An 18,023-nucleotide genomic window follows, 5' to 3' on the forward strand; every position below is an offset into this window, starting at 1 on the left:
GATACGGATTTTCTGACATGGCTCAGCCTCCCAAAAAATCGAATTGAAATTCTCTCAAAAAACGCCCACGAGCGCCCGATATGCGGCCTCAATCTCTGTGACATGTCGATCAATGTTTTCAGCGGATTCCGCCAAGAGACTTAAGCCGGACTGTCCGGTGCCGCCTGCTTCCGCGCGCAGTCTCAGGATTTCCAGATCTTTCCGGGTTTGATCAATCATCAGAACCCAGGTGGCCAACATCCCTCGAAATGTCTCCAACTTCTCTGCACTGCCACCGGACAAGGCGGTGGCCAAACGCGCCGTCTGATACATATCCGCAGTATCGTCGCGCATGATCCCGAGGAATGTATCCACGGCCGCTGCGTTTTCACGAATTCCGCGCACGAACTCATCCTGGTCTGCGCGGGCCAGCGAGAGATTGGCGAGCACCTGAACTGCGCCAATGACGGCACGCACCTGCGCACCTGCGCCCTGCCCGGCGATCAAAGTCGCTGTATTGGCCGAGGCGGCATTCAGACGCTCGATCTCGTCCCGTTGCAGGCTTAGGGTGCTATTATCGGCATACCGTGCAAGCACCTCGTTGAAGGTCGTTGCAGCAGCGAAGCCTTCAGTAATGGTCAGGCTGATCGGCGATAGCGCATTCGGCGAATAAACGTCTGCAAAATCTGGGTCGAACGTCGCTGGATCTGTCCGCCTCTTTCGGGACATCTTGTCGTACTGGTTGTAGGCATCGACGACTTGCACGGAAGCGTCCCGCGCTGCATCGTATGACTGTCTGTAATCCTGAAAGGCAGTTGAGCCGGGGACGGTACATCCCATAGCAAAAATGCACATCGCAACGACGGCATATGGACGAAAAATGGACATCTCAAAACGCCTGAAAAACTTAAAATAATGAACTGATGGTGACACAGCCATGCAATTCCCGTCAAGCGAGCGTCTTGTTGCAGTGCAGCAATCAGAATGGCGGCGCAGCAATCTGGCTGCATCAACTGTCGTTTTGTCGAACCAGAATTCGGTTCATTGACTGCGCGGTTTAGGATCGTGGCAGAACTTTCAATACCGTGCGATCGCAATCCATTCCGTCCAAATAATGCCCGCGCTGTCAAACAGCAGCTTTGAGCCTGCCAAGAAGAGAAATCCATAGACCAAGCGGATGAAAACAGCGGGAGCTAAGAAACGGTGGAGCAACAAGCCCAGCCCAATTCCCACAAACAGCATCGGAGCCAGTACAAAACTGACCGAAATGCTCTCTTGGGAGAACTGCCCCATGGCCCCATAGGCCAGTGTTTTCACCGCGTTCATCGCAAAGAAGAACATCGTGTTTGTGCCCACAAAGACCGACTTATCCATGTTCTGGCGCAAGAGTATTCCTTTGACGGGCGGGCCACCGGCATGGGCAACGAAACTTGCAAACCCGGAGAGCGCACCAAGACCAAAAATCGCAAAAGTGGATGACGTCGCCGGTGTGCGTTCCCTCCTTTGAGCCAGCACAAACTGGGCCACGAAGAGCAACGCCAAAACCCCTATGGCAAAGCGGATGACGTCGGCGCTCATCCACTGAAAGGTGATCCCTCCAACGGCCAGGCCAACTGCAGCGCCCGGAAGCAACATGGACACGACGCGCCGGTTCCAATGGGACCGGTACTTCCAGACGATAATGAAATCCATCGCCAGGAGGATCGGCATAAGCACGGCCACCGCGAACTGTGGAGCGACGTAAAGGCTCATTAAGGGCACTGACATGACACCAAGACCACCGCCAAAGCCGCTCTTGGAGATACCGGTGATAAATACCGCAGTCGCTGCAACGAAATAAAAAGTTGCGCTCAGGTCCATGACGAAATCCAATCAGTTCATCACACATTTAGCGAACTCAAATAAATCTCAAAAACGGTTTTATAAGATCAAAAAAATTGCAATAAGGGATTTATGAAAGACCTGAATGCCTTGGAAAGCTTTATCGTTGCAGCCGACACGTTGAACTTTTCCGTGGCCGCAGATCGTCGGAATACGGTGCAGTCCGCTATCAGTACTCACATCCGCAAGCTCGAAGCCGAAATCGGGTGCGCGCTCTTTGAACGGGGCCGTGGCAAGCCGATGTCGCTTACGGCGGAAGGCGAAGCTTTCGCAGTCTATGCCAGGCGCATTCTCGGGCTCTCCGATGAAGCGATCAGAGCAGTCCGCGGCGCGCGCACCTTGCGACGCGTTCGGTTGGGAACGACGGTGACGCTCGCGATGTCTGTCGTCACCAAGGCACTGCGGGCCTTTGCAGAGGTTGAACCGGACGTGCAGATCCACATCCAGTGCGAGCGCAGCGATGCTTTGCTGGCTTTGCTCGACGCTGGTGAGATCGACGTTGCCTTCATGATGGACCAAGGACGCCGCGCAGGGAGAGAATTTGTAGAAGCGACACCCTTGGTATGGGTCGGCACGGACGCCTTTGAAATCAATAGTGCGCAGGATGTGCCGCTGGTCTTTTTGACGGATGGTCGCGACCTGCGCGCCTACGCTTTCGAAGCTTTGGACCGCGTCGACCGGTCTGGATATCTGGCGCATCTCAGCCCGCACCCTATTGGCGTTCGCGCATTCGTCTTGGCTGGCCTCGCGATGACCGTCATGCCAGCGACTGCGGTCGCACCGCCTTTGTCAGACCTTGGCGAGCACCTTGGGTTACCACCGCTGACAGACGTCGCGCTGTCCCTCTACCGCGACCCGAAACGATCATCAGATGAAGTCAAAACCCTTTCCACTATTCTGAATGAGCAATTGATCAGCAGATAGGGCGGCAAACGACGCAGCCACCCGAACGTGTCAGTCCTGCCTCACCTTCATCTGAGTGACGTGGCGCGCGATCAAATCCTTATACAGCGCACGAATACGCTGGGTGACGGGGCCTGCAGCCGCGTGTTCACCCACCGGCTTTCCGTCGATTTCAGAGACCGGTGTTTGTGCTCCGAAAGTCCCTGTCAGAAAGGCCTCCTCGGCCCCATATGCCTCGTAGAGCGAATAGTTCTTCTCGCGAACGGGGATGTCGTTTGCCCTGCATAAATCGATGACCTTCTGTCGCGTGACACCATTCATGCAGTAGTCTCCGGTAGACGTCCAAACTTCGCCTCTGCGTACGATGAAGAAGTTGCAGGCGTTGGTTGTGTTTACAAAGCCATGCGGGTCCAGCATGAGGCCCTCATCAGCGCCGGCCTGCTCTGCCTGGAGGTACGCGATGACGCAGTTCAGCTTTGAGTGGCTGTTATACTTGGCATCCTGCGACATTGGCAGCCCTCGGATCTGTGGGACAGTTGCAAGACGGATACCCTTTTCAAGCAAGCTCTCCGAAGGTTTGGAATGCTCCACGATTGCCACAACCGTCGGGCCAGATTGGCTCAGCTTTGGATGTTGAAAAGGTTTTGCTTTGACGCCGCGCGTTATCATCAGGCGACAATGGGCATCGGTCGTGATCTGATTGGCCGCAGCGGTCGCATTGAGGGCCGCATGAATCTCATCCCGGCTCATGCCTATCTCAATCGACACAGCCTTGCAGGAGTCGAAAAGTCGGTCCATGTGGTCGTCGAAAAACGCCCACACACCGTCGTAGAGACGCAGTCCCTCCCACATGCCATCACCGAGCATGAAACCCGAATCGTAAACAGAAACGACAGCCTGCTCCCGTGGAACTATGTCACCGTTAACGAATATCTGAAGCGCTCTGTTGCGCGGGTCTTCTTCGGCATCATGCGTGGTCAGGCTTTTTGAGTGTCGGTCCATAATGCGCACCAGCGTGCTCCCTCCCTATTTGTCCCCGCTATTCTTACCGCAGTGCTAGTCGATTAAGCCACTCTCCAGAGGGTTCTGATTTGCGAAAGATGGCATGCTTTGAGAGCCGAGGGCGCGTAAGACCAAAAACGCAATGCTGCCGGGCTGTGGCGGCTCAGGTGTTCCGGACTGGAAGGTTGTTTGACCGAGGAGTTACTCCAGGAGCGCGGGCTCCGTAGGCGACCGTCCACTGCAAATCGGCGCGAACTGCACAAGACCTGCGCCGAAAGTGTCATCTGGCCCTTCGTTACCTAGATCCAGTGCCGTGGAGCGCAGGAAGGATTTCACCTCAGAGATGGTCAAGTCCGGTTTTGCGGACATCAAAACGGCAGCAGCAGCCGTTGCAAAAGGCGCCGCAAAGGAGGTTCCTGTTTTCGATCTGACGCCCCGGATCGATGCCGCGGTCCAGACCTCGACGCCAGGGGCAGCCAGATCAACATGCGGCCCTCTACCGGCACGGCGATAGATGCGGCCCGAGGCATCGACAGCCGTCGCAGTCAGAACAGGCGCGTAGGCCCCCGGGAATACAGGCTGCGCGCGCGGACCGTTGTTGCCCGAGACCGACACAATGAGAACCTCTTCGCTGCTGAGCCTCAAGACCATTTCTTCCAGCAAGATGTTATGCGGGCCGGCAAGGCTCATGTTGATGAGGTCCACTCCAGCGCCTGCCAGTTGATCCATGGCTTGCACCAGAGCGAAGACATCGCTGCGTTCGTCTCCTGAGGTTCTCTGGAAGGCGTCGATGGCAAGCAGTTCCGCGTCCGGCAAAAGGCCATGGGCCCGACCGGACCGGGACCCGATCAGTATTGCAGCGACGGCAGTTCCGTGCTGTGCGCCAGAGCCGCGGTCTTGCTGACCATCGAGTTTCAGAAGAGACAACCTTCCCCCATCGAACGCTTCGTGGTCGGGGTTGATGCCGGTGTCAATCAGACCAATGCGGGTGGTGACACGGCCACAGGTGGCCGCAGCGCCGGAACCCGACCGCCACCCGACCAAATCGAAGGATCCGCAATGCAACCCCTCGCACACCTCCTCCAGGCCTTCGTTGGTGCGATAAAAATGGTTAAAATCTGCGGCCTCTCCGGACGGCAATTCCCGGATTTGTTCAAGAGCCGCGTCAAGTGCAGTGCCAGAGGGCACACGCAAACGCCGAAGCGTCTCTCCCAAGGCCGCGATCTCGACCGTCCGGATGACCTCGTAGCCCTGCCCCGTCAAGGTCGCCAGATCGGCGTCCGATAGATCGAGAACCACGATCTCTGCAGCAGCACGAGTCGGCCGTGGCGCTGGTGCGCTTCGCTGGGCTGTTTGAGGCGGTGGCGTCCGACCAAAGAGCCAGTCGAACAGGTTCCCGTCGGCATTCGGACCACCGCCGGGCCGATTGTATCGCCCTTCGCCTCCGTGCCCAATCCGGCCACTACGATCATCCCGGTCGTCGTCATCGCTGTCGCCGCCATCACTATCGCTGTCACTATCACTGTCGCTGTCACTATCACTGTCGCTGTCGTCATCGTCGTCAGCCCAGGCGACTGCAGTAACCGGGCTATCATGCCAAATCGCCGGAAGCGCGAAGACCAATGCAGACGCCAAGAGAACATAAAGCAGATATCGTTTCATTCCCGATCTCCATCTAAGCTGCAATCTGCAAGTTCGGCATTTGAAACATCGTCGGATGTTGCGTCGCCGTCTGTGATTGCCCTAGAGGTAACGACGTGTCGTTCATAATATTCCACGCTTTCATCGGAAAGACCTCAAAAAGATGTCGGACAGTTTCGCAGATGGCATCATTACGCTCCTTCCCAATTTGAGGCGTTTCGCGATATCGCTATGCCGATCGGCGGACACTGCCGACGATTTGGTCCAGATTACGGTCGAGCGTGCGTTTGCAGCACGCCACCAGTTCGACCCCGATACGCGACTGGACGCCTGGCTCTTCAGGATCTTGCGGAACGCATGGATCGACATGACCCGCCGATCCAAGACGCGGGGAACTCAGATCGATATCGACGACGCGCCGGACGCAAGCACCGTGGATGGGACAAAGGTCGCAGAGACCGCATTGATGCTCAAGTCCGCAAAGGCGGCAATCGACGCGTTGCCGGAAAACCAGCGTGACGTGATTATGCTGATCTGCGTGGAAGAATTGAGTTACAAAGAAGCTGCAACGGTGCTGGACACCCCAATCGGGACGGTCATGAGCCGACTGGCCCGCGCGCGGCTGGCCATTGCGAAAAAACTTGGAATAAATCAAACAGCCCCACGTTCTTCTGACAACGAGGGAGACCGCTGAGATGCAAAGTCCTGAATTTAGTGATGAAGAACTGATGGCTTATGCCGATGGCGAGTTGACGGAAGAACGTGCCTCGGAGATGGATGTCGCCTTGTCCAACGACCGGAAACTTGCTGACCGCCTCGCTCTCTTTATCGACACCCGCGCACTGGCGCGGGGTGCCCTGGAGTCCGACTTAGAGACGCCGGTGCCAGAGCATCTCGTTCAGCGTGTTCATGACCTGGCCGCGCAGCAGCGTGATGGGTCGAGTGCGGACGATGACGTGATCCCCTTCCCGCAAAAGCCCCGGACTTCACAGCAAATGCCGGTCTGGAAACTTCCCCTGGCTGCGGGGCTCGCCTTGGCGGTCGGTCTTGGCGCAGGCCTTACGCTGGCGCCGGTGGTCGGAACCGGTGTCAACAGTATCGAAATCGCAGCACTTGCAGATGATCGTATTGCATCGGCACTCGACACCACACTGTCGGGCGATGAGGTGACGTTGCAAAACGGTTCCCGAATCGCGCTGATTGCCACCTTCTTCGACGCAGAGAACACCTTGTGCCGGGAGTTCGAGTTTGATCGCCCTGAAGGCGGAACGGTCGTCTCCGTCGCATGCCAGAAAGGTGGTCAATGGAATGTCCGAATGGCGGTGGCTGCAGCAGCGACCGATGCCGGATACGCCCCCGCCTCCTCGCTGGAAGTTCTGGATGCTTATCTGACAGCGAGCGAGGCAGGACCGCCGCTTGAACCCGATGCAGAAGCTGCCGCTCTCGACGCCCTGCGCTGAACGTCGACCAGCCCGGAAGTTCATCGCCTCGCCCAAGTGAGCGGGGATTTTATCTTTTCAAAACATATATTTATATATTCATCTCTCGTTCATCAGCTTTTATGAAACCGTTCACTGCGCCAACAGGACAGAGACAGGCTCGCCTCTTAGGTTGATCTCGAAGACACCAAACCAAGAGGATAACTGACATGACCGTTCACACCTTCGACTTCGATCTGACGATGCTCCATCTCAATGCAAAATGGGCCTTTACCACCCGTCGCGTCAATCATGACGATGTGGCTGGTCTGGATCCTGCTGTAGCGCTCGGGATTGCGGGCGACCTCGTGCTCTGTGAGATCATTGAAATCAACCAGCATCAGAAAATCCAACTTGCCAGCGGACGCGCATCGACCAGCTATCTCGGCGACAAGGTTGTTCTGTGCATCGGCGATCGTTATGCGCCGGACCAATTCGAGGGAGCTGCGCGCATCACGACGAGCGGCGCAGACCTGCTCGCCGGCGGAGGCGTCGTTGGCACCATGGAGCATGCACATGCCCGCATGGTCGAGCCGACCAAGCTGCGCCCAATTGCCCTGCTGACTGACCGCGCCGGGGACGTCATCAACATTGCCCGGTATAGCCTGCGCGAAAGGGAGATACCGGACCATGTCACCGTGATCGGTGTCTTCGGGGCGTCCATGAACGCCGGCAAGACCACCGCCGCGGTCAGCCTCGCCCATGGTCTGTCACGTGCCGGGTTCAGCGTCGCAGGCTTGAAGGCAACCGGCACCGGTGCCTTCAGCGACTTCAACGCCTTCGAAGATGCAGGCGTCAGCGCGATGGATTTTACCGATGCGGGCATGCCGACCACATACCGAATGCCGATGGATCGGATCGAGAAGGGCTTTGAGACGCTCGTTGGCACTGCCGCGACCAATGGTGCCGATATCGTCGTGGTCGAAATCGCCGACGGTGTCTTTCAGCAGGAGACCCAGGAAATTCTGGCAGGATCGAAAATCCGTGACAGGCTCGACGCGATACTCTTTGCCACACCGGACGCCCTCGGTGCAGTTGGCGGTACGCGTGTTCTGGCAGACTACGGGCTGAAACCCTTTGCGATGTCCGGGAAACTCACGCAGTCCCCACTTGCCATGATGGAGGCCAAGATCGCGACAGGCATTCCACAGCTCTCACGTGAAGATCTGTGCACACCTGCCTCGGTTATGGCGGTGACCAGCCCCATCCTGCGCACTCCGAATGTCAGTCTCAACACCACCGTTGAGGAGATGACCGCCGCTTGACCCACCCCGCGATACCTGACGAGAGAGGGCCGCATGTCCATTGCAGCCCTCTCTTGACATTTGTGAGCATCTCGAATGGACTATTACACCGGCCGCGGCCCTGATACCCAGCGCACACCGGGATCATTGGAGATAAGAGGATGAGTATTGCCAATCTGTTACGCGGTCTCGCAGCCCTTATGCTGGTGGTAGCACTCTGCGGAACCGCCTTGGCTTACTGGTCTGCTCAGCGAGCCGCCTTCTTCAACGAGCGGATCAATCTGGCGCATGAATCATACGAGTTTCACCTCAAGCTGAGCGGCAACACATATCAGCTGTTCAAGCAATATGGCGACGCAATGCTTATCGGCGACCGGGACGAGGGTGCAGGTGAGGCTGAACTGATCCGCCTGATCCGCCAGAACATCAGATCCATCCGCGCACTGATTGGCCGGGAGATTGATCTCGTCGGGGATGAAGAGATTGATGAGCTCGAGCTTCTCGCCCAAATCGAACGCAAGATCGAGGATCTTATCGCACGTTTCGAAGTTGTCCGCACGGAGACTGAGGTTGAAAAGTTCGGGCGCAATTGGACGGGACTGTCCGTCATGCTCGACGACGACATTGACCGCGATTTCCACTCGATGATCCAAGCGGCTCTGGCCGGGGAACTTGAAGAGGTGAGAGAAACTCGCGCTGCAGCAGAACAACATCTGCAGACCGCCAACAGCGTAACGCTGGTCTTGGTCGTGTTGGCGGTCGGCGTCGTGATGGTCGCGCTGTGGGTTTACACCACCCACATCCTCCATCCGATGCAGCGGCTGATGAAGGGTGTCAACGCCTTGGCGGACGGCCAGTTCGATCATCGGATCGCTTTTCGAGGGCGAAGCGAAATCGCCGAGATCGGAGAGGTTCTGGACAGCATGGCCGCAATGGTCGAAGCACGAACCGAGTCGCTCACCACACAGAACACCGAACTGGAGGAGGCCGTTCGCGCGCGAACGGCCGAGCTTGAGAGCTTGCTCACGAAGTCGCGTGTGGCTGAAGACGCGCGCAGGCAGATGCTGGCCGATGTAAGCCATGAACTGCGCACTCCTTTGACCATCATTCAAGGCGAGAGCGACGTCGCCTTGCGCGGCGCGGACAAGACCGTCGAAGAGTACCGAGAGGCCCTGCGACGGACGCGTGAAACCGCCAAGCACACCAATCTGCTTGTAAACGACCTTCTGTTCATCTCGCGCGAGGAGGCTGGCCAGACCCGGTTGAAGCTGGAGCGAGTGGACCTAAAGGCCCTGCTGAAAGAAGCCGTGGCTGTCTTCGGCCCGGATATTCCGTTTGTAACTGATGTCGACGAAGCTGAGATGTCTCTGGATGTGGCACGGATCCGACAGTGCATCGCCGCCATGATACAAAATGCGCGCCGGTATGGTGGACCTGAGGTGACCGTACGCCTCCTCCGCACAGGCCAGGGCTACCGGGTGAGCGTAGACGACAACGGTCCTGGCCTTCCTGATGATGAGAAGGAAAAAGCCTTCGAAAGGTTCTTCCGCGGATCAAATGCGGCGGACCGCTACGAAGATGGGGCAGGTCTTGGGCTGCCGGTCGTGCGTTCGATCGCGCGCGCCCACGGTGGAAATGCGCTCCTTCAGGACCGGTATGGTGGCGGACTTTCGAGCATTATGGATCTGCCAACCACAGCACCCTTGCGTGTTGTTTCGCAAAGCTGAGACAAGGTTTTTGCAGCAAAAATCGAGGAATATCTCAACAGTTTGGGAATAACTGGCGGCCCCCTCCGTTTGTCTTTCTGAAAGGGCGATGCATGCGCCCATACGACACAGAAAAGGCGCAAGACCATGAACATCCTATTGATTGAAGACGAACTGCGGGTAGCGGATTTCGTCCGGCGCGGATTGAAGGCAGAAGGATGGGTTGTCGAACATGCGGGCGACGGCGAAACCGGCCTTGCTATCATGCAGGATCGGGATTTCGACGTCATCATCCTCGATCTGATGTTGCCTGGGATCAGTGGCCAACAGGTCTGCCAGAAAATGCGCGCGCGCGCCAATACGACGCCGGTTCTGATGTTGACGGCATTGGACAGCACCGACGAACGCGTGGCGGGGCTGCGTGTCGGCGCCGATGACTATCTGCCCAAGCCATTCGACTTTGATGAGTTGATCGCGCGCATTCAGGCGCTTCATCGCCGTATGACCGGCTATGGCAACGAGGACAGTAACGGGAAGTATCAGCACCACGGCCTGATCTACGACAGCGCTGCAATGGTTCTGACCGTGGATGGAATCGTCGTCGATCTCTCCGCCAAGGAACGCGAACTGATCTCCATCCTGATGGCCAGTAAGAACAAGGCGCTCAGCCGCGAGCGCATTCTGAATTCGGTCTGGGGCACCCATGAGGATCCGATGACGAATGTAGTGGACGTCTACATCGGGCGCCTGCGCAAGAAGCTGGGCCCCTACGGCGGGTTGATCACGACCGTACGGGGTGCAGGCTATCGCTTTGGCTGAGGTTTCAGCGGCAAAACTTCCAGATTTCTCACCGGAAAACGCGTCTCAAGGCTGGGAGCTTGCCTCGAGACGCGTTGACACCCAGATCAGTCTGCCAGGCTGACATCGACCAGCAGATCGTCCGGAGTGCCTGCCTCTGCGATACGACCGTCTTCGATCACCCACAGTACATCCATCATCCGCGCAATTTGCATATTGTGAGTGATCAGGAGCGTGGTCGCACTTGCCCCGCAGATCAATCGACGCACGAGGTCAGGGCCCTCTTGATCAAGTGCGTCATCGGGTTCATCCAACAACAACAGCCGCGGTTTCGACAGAGACGCACGCGTCAGAAGAACGCGACGCAATTCTCCCGCGGAGAGATTTCGCCCGCCCTCTGCAACGGTGCCATCCAGACCACCCAGAAGGTCCAGAACCTTACCGAGCCCAAAGACCTCCGCTTCCCGCAAGATCTCCGCATCAGCAGGCCGTCCTGGCACACCCATGGTCAGAGCCCGGCGCATAGAGCCTTTTAAAATTGGCGAGCGGGAACCGACAAGCGCAATCATCTCCCGGCGCTCTCGTGTGGTCAGCGCCGTTGGTGAAATCTCTCCAAGCATCACCTGCCCTGCGGGGGGATGCTCCAATCCAGCCGCGAGGCTAAGCAACGTGGACTTCCCTGCACCGTTTGCACCGACAATGCCGATCTTCTGACCTGGGAGCGCTGTGACATTTAGATCTCTCAGCGTACCAGAGGACACGTCCGAGAACACGACGCTAGGCGCTGCCTTTGGTGCCGTGAGGTCGTCTGAGCGTGCAATCTCGAGCTTTGGAACAGTGAGCAGGTTCAAGCATTTCTCACGGGCATTCTGCCAGGCGCGATGACGGTCCCAAACTCCGGCAAGCTCCCGCATCGGCTGGATCATCAGTCCCACGGCGGCCAAGGCGCCCGCAGCTTCGGCCGCCGGCAACCCGCGTGTCAGCGAAACCCCAAAGACACTCGCCGCCGCCAGTCCCGAAACGACATCCGGCACCGCACGCAAGAGCGCTGCACCCCTGGCGCGGGCGAGCGCGGCATCGACGAGCTTGTCTGTCCGGGTCTGCAGTCGCCGGGTCTCGATCTGTATCCGACCAAGAAGGCGAAGCTCCGGCGCGTGAGGAATGCGCTCACTCATGTCAGCTGCAAGGCGTGCCCGCCGCGATCGGAGACGGCGATGGGCGGGACCCAACCGGGGACCGAGGACGGCAAGGCACAGCAGGCCAAGCACCATCGGAACCGCAACCGCAATTCCAATGTCGATGTTCATGTAGAACAACACACCTGTCGCGACGGGCAGCACGATCAAAGCGGATATCAAACGCGCCAATCCCAAGCTGACCCAAGCCCGAACTGCGGTCAGGTCCCCCACGAAACGTAGGGCAAGCGCTCCGTTTCGTCTTGCGGCCAGGTCCCGCGCGGACACCCGCGCCATGTGCTTGAAGAGCCGCATGCGCAGAGCCGCGGCGAAGTGCTGCCCAACCCTTTCCGCAGTCAGCCGCTCGCAAAAACGCAAGACACCGATAGCTCCGCCCGTAACGGCAAGTGTAACAAGGGCAACAATCGGTAACGCGGTGGAGCCGTCCCGAAACGCGGCAAAGATATCGCGGGTGGCAAAGGCGGCCAAGCCTGTGGCTCCGGCCTGACCCAACGCAAATGCGACGAGCAAATAGATGCTGCGTTTGCGGTCTTCACTCATGATCCGTGGAAGCGCGCTCATAGTATAGCCTCCTCCAACTTCGTGGAGGATCTTTGCCGTGATCGAAAGCAAGCGGCACGCGCGGTGGCAGAGCACCCACCTCGGCATTGGCCTGGCGACGGGTGTGGAACGACAATGCGGTCCAGCCCGCCCTGACGCACGCAAGCCTCGAAGTCATGCCCGCAATTTGGCAGGATATGGAACTTGATGTCCGGGTTTACGCTCAGCTGTCGCGCAGCGGCGCGCAAAGCGCCGGTCCATCGTCTCGCGCGGTCCAGGCGATGTGAACCCTGCTGCGCATCAATTGCATTGCCGCTGCGCGTGTTCTTGTCGCGCTTGCAGTCTTTCTCGCCCACGCAGACTTGCATTGGGATAGACAAGAATTGATCGAGACTATTCACCATACGGTAGCTCCAGACATCCTCGAAATCCGGGCGCGGCCACAGGCCGTAGGGGTAACTGGCATCGTCCGGAAAGGTGTACCAGCCGGGGGATGCGATGCTGAGGTTGGCGATGCGCTCGGGATGCAACATCGCAAAGCGATGTGCGAACTGAGCGCCGCCCGAAAACCCAAACAAATCGATCTGTTCAGACCGCACGATCCCATTGCGTCTCAATGACAAGATGAGGTCCAGCAAGGCGAGATCAGCCCGACCGCAAAGGAGAACCTGCTGGTAGCCCAACCATCTGGCCTTGTCGAAGATCGGCGCGATGACAGGGCGGCCAAGAGCCGTGGCGCGGCGGGCGAAGAGGGCCGCCTGAAGCTCCGCGCCCCGGCGGATGCCGTGAACTGCCACGAGCGGGATCGCATCATGTGCGACGGTTTCAGGGAGAGCGAGCCAGCATGCCAGACCTGATGCGCCCGACCCCGACCGGAATTCAAGTCGGAAGGACGGCTGATGGCCATCAGCGCGGTTGGAACGTATACACATGGCAAGCACTCCCTTAACGCATTGGCCTAAGCGGCACTCCCAAACACGTCACCAGCGCACGCGCTTGGCAGCATGTCAAAAATCATATGAATTCGATCCTGATCGCCATCGTTGTTGGCTTCGTGCATTTGGTCGTTGTCGAACCACCACAATTCACCTTGCTGCATGCGCACCTCCTCATCGCCTGCCTTCATCCAGGATCCGTGGGTCGAGGTGAGCACGAAGTGATAGCGATTGCGCACGCGGTAGTAGTCCCCGCGGTCGATATGAGGGTAGACCCGCTTTCCAGCTGGTAGACACACGATCTTGGCGCGCCCGAGAATGCTGTCCTGTTCAGCAGCGAAGGCTTCAAGGAACGCGCAGGCAACCGGATATTGCTTCGACCCCGTGGTCCAGCGGCTTTCATGCACATCCCGACGCTTCCGGTCGCCAATGGCCGACTTGCGTAACCCACGCAACGGAATGGCCTTGGCCTCTCGTTGAACCGGGATCTTGTCCTGTCGGCCGGTGGCCACGTTCCATGCACCCGTCACCCCTCGGATCTCCTCCAGAAAAGGTGTGGGATCAATCTCAGATTTGATGCGCTTGAAGTACTTCATGTCGATCTCCTGATGGTGTGAACGGTGTTGAAGCCAATACAATTGAATGGTCGCCAAGGTTGACCGCAGGTCGCTCGGACGTTACGCACCCAACATCAGAAGACTTATCGAGTATATCAACTAACATTATGATATTTAATACTAAATTTAGCATCCTTTAACTCCGAATTCATTTGATATTCATTCGGTCGTCAGGACACCGCATGCGGACGGAACTGTTCGCTGAGCTTGATGGAAATGAGATGTGACCGAGGTCAAAATCTACCTGATGCGTTGCGCAAAGCAGCTCTTGGCGAAGACCAGCTCCTTGGGCGCTCGAAGGTAGCGATCCGGCCGTCTTTTTGCAGCAGGGCTGCGGCTACCAGTCGAAAGGCTCTACCTCGACCGCCGCCAAGGCATAGCCTGTGTCCGCGATATCGGTTGACTTCATCTGCGTCCGCATGGTGCCTGTGACCCAGACGGCGTCCCAGAGCTGGTTGCTTGGCCATGGCGTCTCGGTCACAACAAAGACCAACTGGTTTGGCGGAGGTGGCGGCACGTGAATGCAGGCGCCTACATACGGCACAAGCAGAAACTCCGTCACGCCTTCCGCGCCGAGTTCCATAGGAATGATGTAGCCCGGCATTCTGATGTAGGCACCATCTAGCGTCTGGTTCAGCTTGGTGGCATTGGCGTCGTAGATCGGGTTCCACGTGTCGTTGATGAAATCGATGGCCCCTTCACCAATAATCTCTGCGTAAGGCACACCAGGCGGAATAAGATCATCCCAAGCGACATCCCGCGGCGCTGCTGCAAAGGCGGTGCTCGGCAGTGCAGCACTCGCAAGACTGGATGTAATCAGAGAGCGGCGTGTCAGAACAGTCATATCCGCACCATCATACCATCGGCCACAGAGAGGCGATAGGCCCGGAGTGCAGGGATCAAGCTCACAATCGCGCCAGCGGCTACAACTCCGACGATTACCCAGATCTCCCGCAGAGAGGGCGCCTCAATGGGCAGCCAGAGGCCAAATGCACCGTCAACAATCGGCTGTGCGATGATCAGGCCCACGTACAGCAATCCCAGGCCAAGCACAGCACCCGCTGCCGCCGTCAACGCGGCCTCCAGCACCAAAAGGCCCATGATAATCGAAGGCCGCGCGCCCATCGCTCGAAAAATCGCCATCTCTCGCCTGCGTTCGTTCAGGCTTGAGAAGATCGTTGCCATCATCCCGATCAACGCCGTTACGACAACCATAGCGGAGACGCCCAAAAGCGCCGTCTCCGCCACGCCTACAATGCCCCACAACTCTTGCAACGCGACCCCCGGCAACACAGCCAACAGCGCTTCGTTCGGATACTGGTTGATTGCCCGCTGCAGCGAAAAGGTCTGCAATGGGCTTTCCACACCCACCAACGCCGCCGTCACGGCCTTGGGCGTCAGATCCATTTGCCGGATCACCTCTGTTGGCGTGGTGGTTCCCGGTGTTTTGGCGCCATTTCGCCAGTCGACATGGATGGCTTCGATGGCCTCCATGCTGACAATCACCGTTCGATCCACTGGCGTGCCCGTTTTTTCCAGAACTCCTGACAAGCGGAAGGGCTGGTCATCGTGCTCGGTAAAGGATGCGATGCCATGGGCAACCACAATTGGGTCGCCTACCTCATAGCTCAGTGTCGCGGCCACATCCGCACCGATGACTGCGTCATAGAGATCCGCCATGACAACGCCTTCGTCAAAGGCCAGACCGCGGCCTTGCCGGTACTTGTAATGATCAAAGAATGCGAGGCTGGTACCCATCACTCGGAACTGACGATGACTGTCCCCCAGAGAAATCGGAACGATCCAATCCACCTGCGGCTGTCGCGCGATCTCCTGATAGCTCTGCCAGGTGACGTTGTTGGTGGGGTTGCCGATGCGAAAGACCGAATAGAGCAGCAACTGAACCGAGCCCGAACGCGCACCCACAATCAGATCGGTCCCGGAGATGGTGTCAGCGAAGCTTGCTTTCGCCCCAGCCCTGACCTTCTCAACACCAAGAAACAAGACCACGGAGAGCGCGATGGCTAGGATTGTCATGGCCACCGTCAGCGCGCGTGCCCCCAGCGAACCAATCGCCAATCTCAGGATCATGCTGCAAGGCTTTCGATCTGCGCGATGTCTTCCATCTGCAACACGCGGTCAAATCGTCTGGCGAGACGCGGGTCATGGCTGACCATCAGCAAGGTCGTGTTGTTCTCGGCGACCTGATCAAAAAGCAAGTCGAGAAAAGCGCTTTGGCTCCCGGCATCGAGCGCGGATGTCGGTTCATCTGCAATGACAATTGGAGGCTGTCCAATCAAGGCCCGCGCAACAGCAACACGTTGTTGCTGTCCCACACTAAGCCGCGCTGCCTTTGCCGGCAGGATATTCGGTTGCAGGCCAAGCTTCCGACAGAGTCTGAGTGCTTCCGCCTGCCCGTCGCCGGCGCGCCGCCGCCGTTGCGGGGCGAAGCGAATTGGCAACAGGATGTTGTCGACCACGGATCCGAAGGGCAGAAGGTTGAACTGCTGGAAAATCATTCCGATATGCTCGACGCGAAACCTGTCTCGCGCAGCGGCGGAGAGTTCCGAGATGTCCTGTTTCGCAACCAGCACCTGACCACTGTGGGCAAGAACCGTCCCGCAGATCAAGGACAGCAGCGTCGATTTACCCGATCCACTTTCACCCAGCAGCAAAACAGTCTCGCCCTGATGGACGGCAAAATCCGACAATGACAGACCAAACGCGCCCTGCCCCGGCCAGCGGAACTTGACCCCGCACAGCTGGAGCATGGCGCCTGCGGACCTCACGCTCAGAACATGCCCCGCAGATTGAGTTCCGGAGCGTCATGGGTCACCTCGGCGGCTACGGCACCCGATGGTGAAACGATCTGAACGTCCAGCTTCCGGGCGTTCTCAAATGTGTCGAAGTAAGCAAAGGTGATCTCTGACAACGCATCGGGATTGGCACATCGCAACCGATACTGCGCATGAAATTCCGAATGGCCAGATTCTTCCGTTTCTGCCGCGTGGTCATGGTCATCGTGGCCGGCGTGATCATGCCCGTCGTGATCATGGTGTTCATGCGCGTCGTGAGCGTCCGCGCCCTCCAACTCCGCGCTGGCCTGTACGACCGAACACTCGGCCGCCGCAGGCATCAAGAAAAGCTCGAGCGGGCGCGCAAGCGTCGCCACCGCTGCATCTATGGCTGCGCGATCTTCCGCGCTCTTTGCGGCATACTCGAAACCGACGATATCGGCCCCCGGCGCATGCAGCTCGAGAACCACCGTATCTCCATCCAGAGCCATGTTGAGCTGACCCACGCCATGTTCGTGTGCGTCGAGTTGACGTGGTGCGTCAGCGAAGGCCGGCACAGCGAGGAAGACGGGAAGCAAAGCAGAAAGACGTTTCATTTAGACCTCTCAATTTCACAGGAAGTTATGGCGCTTATGCGGAACATTCACCACACTGTCCGCGAAGCTCGAAGATGTGTCGGGCAGGCTTGAAGTTCGTATCCGCAATTAAAGATGACAATTTGGGCAAAAGCGGACCACCATCATGTTCCTGAACCAGGCCACAGGTCTCGCAAATCGTGAGGACCGCCAAACTCTGGGCATGGTCACACCGGCATGGGACAAACGACTTAAGCGACTCAAGGCGATGTGCCCGGCCCTGCTCCGTTAGCGCCGTCAATGCCCGATAAACCGTCGGCGGCGCGATATCAGGCTCGTCGCATTGCAAGGCTTCCAATATCTGATACGCCGTCATCGGTGTCTCTGATGATCGAAGAATTGTCATAATATCGGATTGTCGCGTTGCCGCCTGTTTTCGCATGACGCACCTCCTTCATCGCACAGTTTTGTTATTTTATAAAATAACAAAAATCAAGCGCGCGCGGTTTGACAGTCGGCCCGCACCTAAGGTTGCAAATGGCAGGATGGTCCACGCGCAGAAGGCGAACAGACCAAACGCCGCGGCGTTACAACCGCGACGAAGGCACCGCAATTATTCAAAAGCGACTTTCAACCCGCGTATTTATTCGGGTAACTTCGGTGTCATCGCTCGGTCATGCACTTGAGATCGCAACAATTCCGCACATCTCACAGTGTGTTGAAGATATCCGAT

Annotated in this window: 18 protein-coding genes; 6 read left to right on the forward strand and 12 right to left on the reverse strand. The window is 57.8% G+C overall.

Going from position 1 to position 18,023, the window contains the following annotated elements; translation table 11 throughout:
• Positions 1-54: 54 nt before the first annotated feature.
• Both Q1A71_RS14725 and Q1A71_RS14730 read right to left on the reverse strand, forming a co-directional pair.
• Positions 55-918 carry a hypothetical protein gene (locus Q1A71_RS14725; RefSeq protein WP_299677658.1) on the reverse strand — a complete coding sequence of 288 codons (864 nt, stop codon included), beginning with the start codon at positions 916-918 and terminating at the stop codon, positions 55-57.
• Positions 919-1,056: 138 nt separating this feature from the next.
• Positions 1,057-1,839, reverse strand: a complete 783-nt coding sequence (locus Q1A71_RS14730) for a sulfite exporter TauE/SafE family protein (protein WP_299677660.1) — start codon at positions 1,837-1,839, stop codon at positions 1,057-1,059.
• Between the two features lie 93 nt (positions 1,840-1,932).
• On the opposite strand from Q1A71_RS14730, the gene Q1A71_RS14735 reads away from it, so the two are divergent.
• Positions 1,933-2,784: a LysR family transcriptional regulator gene (locus Q1A71_RS14735; RefSeq protein WP_299677662.1), complete on the forward strand. Its 852-nt coding sequence runs from the start codon at positions 1,933-1,935 to the stop codon at positions 2,782-2,784.
• Between the two features lie 30 nt (positions 2,785-2,814).
• Here Q1A71_RS14735 and Q1A71_RS14740 read toward each other — a convergent pair whose 3' ends face one another.
• Both Q1A71_RS14740 and Q1A71_RS14745 read right to left on the reverse strand, forming a co-directional pair.
• Complete coding sequence (locus tag Q1A71_RS14740) at positions 2,815-3,765, reverse strand: aminotransferase class IV (protein ID WP_299678102.1); 951 nt, start codon at positions 3,763-3,765, stop codon at positions 2,815-2,817.
• A gap of 201 nt (positions 3,766-3,966) precedes the next feature.
• On the reverse strand, positions 3,967-5,427 hold the full coding sequence (locus tag Q1A71_RS14745; RefSeq protein ID WP_299677665.1) for a S8 family serine peptidase: 1,461 nt from the start codon (positions 5,425-5,427) through the stop codon (positions 3,967-3,969).
• A gap of 142 nt (positions 5,428-5,569) precedes the next feature.
• On the opposite strand from Q1A71_RS14745, the gene Q1A71_RS14750 reads away from it, so the two are divergent.
• The 5 genes from Q1A71_RS14750 to Q1A71_RS14770 all read left to right on the forward strand — a co-directional run bounded on the left by Q1A71_RS14750 (position 5,570) and on the right by Q1A71_RS14770 (position 10,653).
• Positions 5,570-6,100, forward strand: a complete 531-nt coding sequence (locus Q1A71_RS14750) for an RNA polymerase sigma factor (protein WP_299677668.1) — start codon at positions 5,570-5,572, stop codon at positions 6,098-6,100.
• 1 nt (position 6,101) lies between these two features.
• Positions 6,102-6,866, forward strand: coding sequence for a hypothetical protein (locus Q1A71_RS14755; protein ID WP_299677672.1), 765 nt, complete (start codon positions 6,102-6,104; stop codon positions 6,864-6,866).
• A gap of 188 nt (positions 6,867-7,054) precedes the next feature.
• Entirely contained in the window at positions 7,055-8,149 is a 1,095-nt protein-coding gene (locus Q1A71_RS14760) for a hypothetical protein (protein WP_299677674.1), read from the forward strand.
• A 140-nt stretch (positions 8,150-8,289) separates the two neighbouring features.
• A complete protein-coding gene (locus Q1A71_RS14765) occupies positions 8,290-9,855 on the forward strand; it encodes an ATP-binding protein (RefSeq protein WP_299677676.1) in 1,566 nt (521 codons plus the stop codon).
• 126 nt (positions 9,856-9,981) lie between these two features.
• A complete protein-coding gene (locus Q1A71_RS14770; RefSeq protein WP_299677679.1) occupies positions 9,982-10,653 on the forward strand; it encodes a response regulator transcription factor in 672 nt (223 codons plus the stop codon).
• Positions 10,654-10,739: 86 nt separating this feature from the next.
• Here Q1A71_RS14770 and Q1A71_RS14775 read toward each other — a convergent pair whose 3' ends face one another.
• From Q1A71_RS14775 to Q1A71_RS14810, 8 genes are all read right to left on the reverse strand, one after another.
• A complete protein-coding gene (locus Q1A71_RS14775; RefSeq protein WP_299677682.1) occupies positions 10,740-12,389 on the reverse strand; it encodes an ABC transporter ATP-binding protein in 1,650 nt (549 codons plus the stop codon).
• Complete coding sequence (locus tag Q1A71_RS14780; protein ID WP_299677685.1) at positions 12,386-13,300, reverse strand: hypothetical protein; 915 nt, start codon at positions 13,298-13,300, stop codon at positions 12,386-12,388. Before Q1A71_RS14780 ends, Q1A71_RS14775 begins: the two co-directional genes overlap by 4 nt.
• A gap of 26 nt (positions 13,301-13,326) precedes the next feature.
• Positions 13,327-13,899 carry an aspartyl/asparaginyl beta-hydroxylase domain-containing protein gene (locus tag Q1A71_RS14785; RefSeq protein ID WP_299677688.1) on the reverse strand — a complete coding sequence of 191 codons (573 nt, stop codon included), beginning with the start codon at positions 13,897-13,899 and terminating at the stop codon, positions 13,327-13,329.
• 358 nt (positions 13,900-14,257) lie between these two features.
• A complete protein-coding gene (locus tag Q1A71_RS14790; RefSeq protein WP_299677691.1) occupies positions 14,258-14,764 on the reverse strand; it encodes a DUF3299 domain-containing protein in 507 nt (168 codons plus the stop codon).
• On the reverse strand, positions 14,761-16,011 hold the full coding sequence (locus Q1A71_RS14795) for an ABC transporter permease (RefSeq protein ID WP_299677694.1): 1,251 nt from the start codon (positions 16,009-16,011) through the stop codon (positions 14,761-14,763). The genes Q1A71_RS14790 and Q1A71_RS14795 overlap by 4 nt, the downstream gene beginning before the upstream one ends.
• Positions 16,008-16,691, reverse strand: a complete 684-nt coding sequence (locus Q1A71_RS14800) for an ABC transporter ATP-binding protein (RefSeq protein ID WP_299677697.1) — start codon at positions 16,689-16,691, stop codon at positions 16,008-16,010. Before Q1A71_RS14800 ends, Q1A71_RS14795 begins: the two co-directional genes overlap by 4 nt.
• Before the next feature lie 20 nt (positions 16,692-16,711).
• On the reverse strand, positions 16,712-17,311 hold the full coding sequence (locus tag Q1A71_RS14805; RefSeq protein ID WP_299677700.1) for a DUF2796 domain-containing protein: 600 nt from the start codon (positions 17,309-17,311) through the stop codon (positions 16,712-16,714).
• A 34-nt stretch (positions 17,312-17,345) separates the two neighbouring features.
• Complete coding sequence (locus tag Q1A71_RS14810; RefSeq protein WP_366140268.1) at positions 17,346-17,732, reverse strand: transcriptional repressor; 387 nt, start codon at positions 17,730-17,732, stop codon at positions 17,346-17,348.
• Between the last annotated feature and the right edge of the window lie 291 nt (positions 17,733-18,023).

It is taken from the genome of uncultured Roseobacter sp., from assembly GCF_947493125.1.
Taxonomy (GTDB): Bacteria; Pseudomonadota; Alphaproteobacteria; order Rhodobacterales; family Rhodobacteraceae; genus Roseobacter.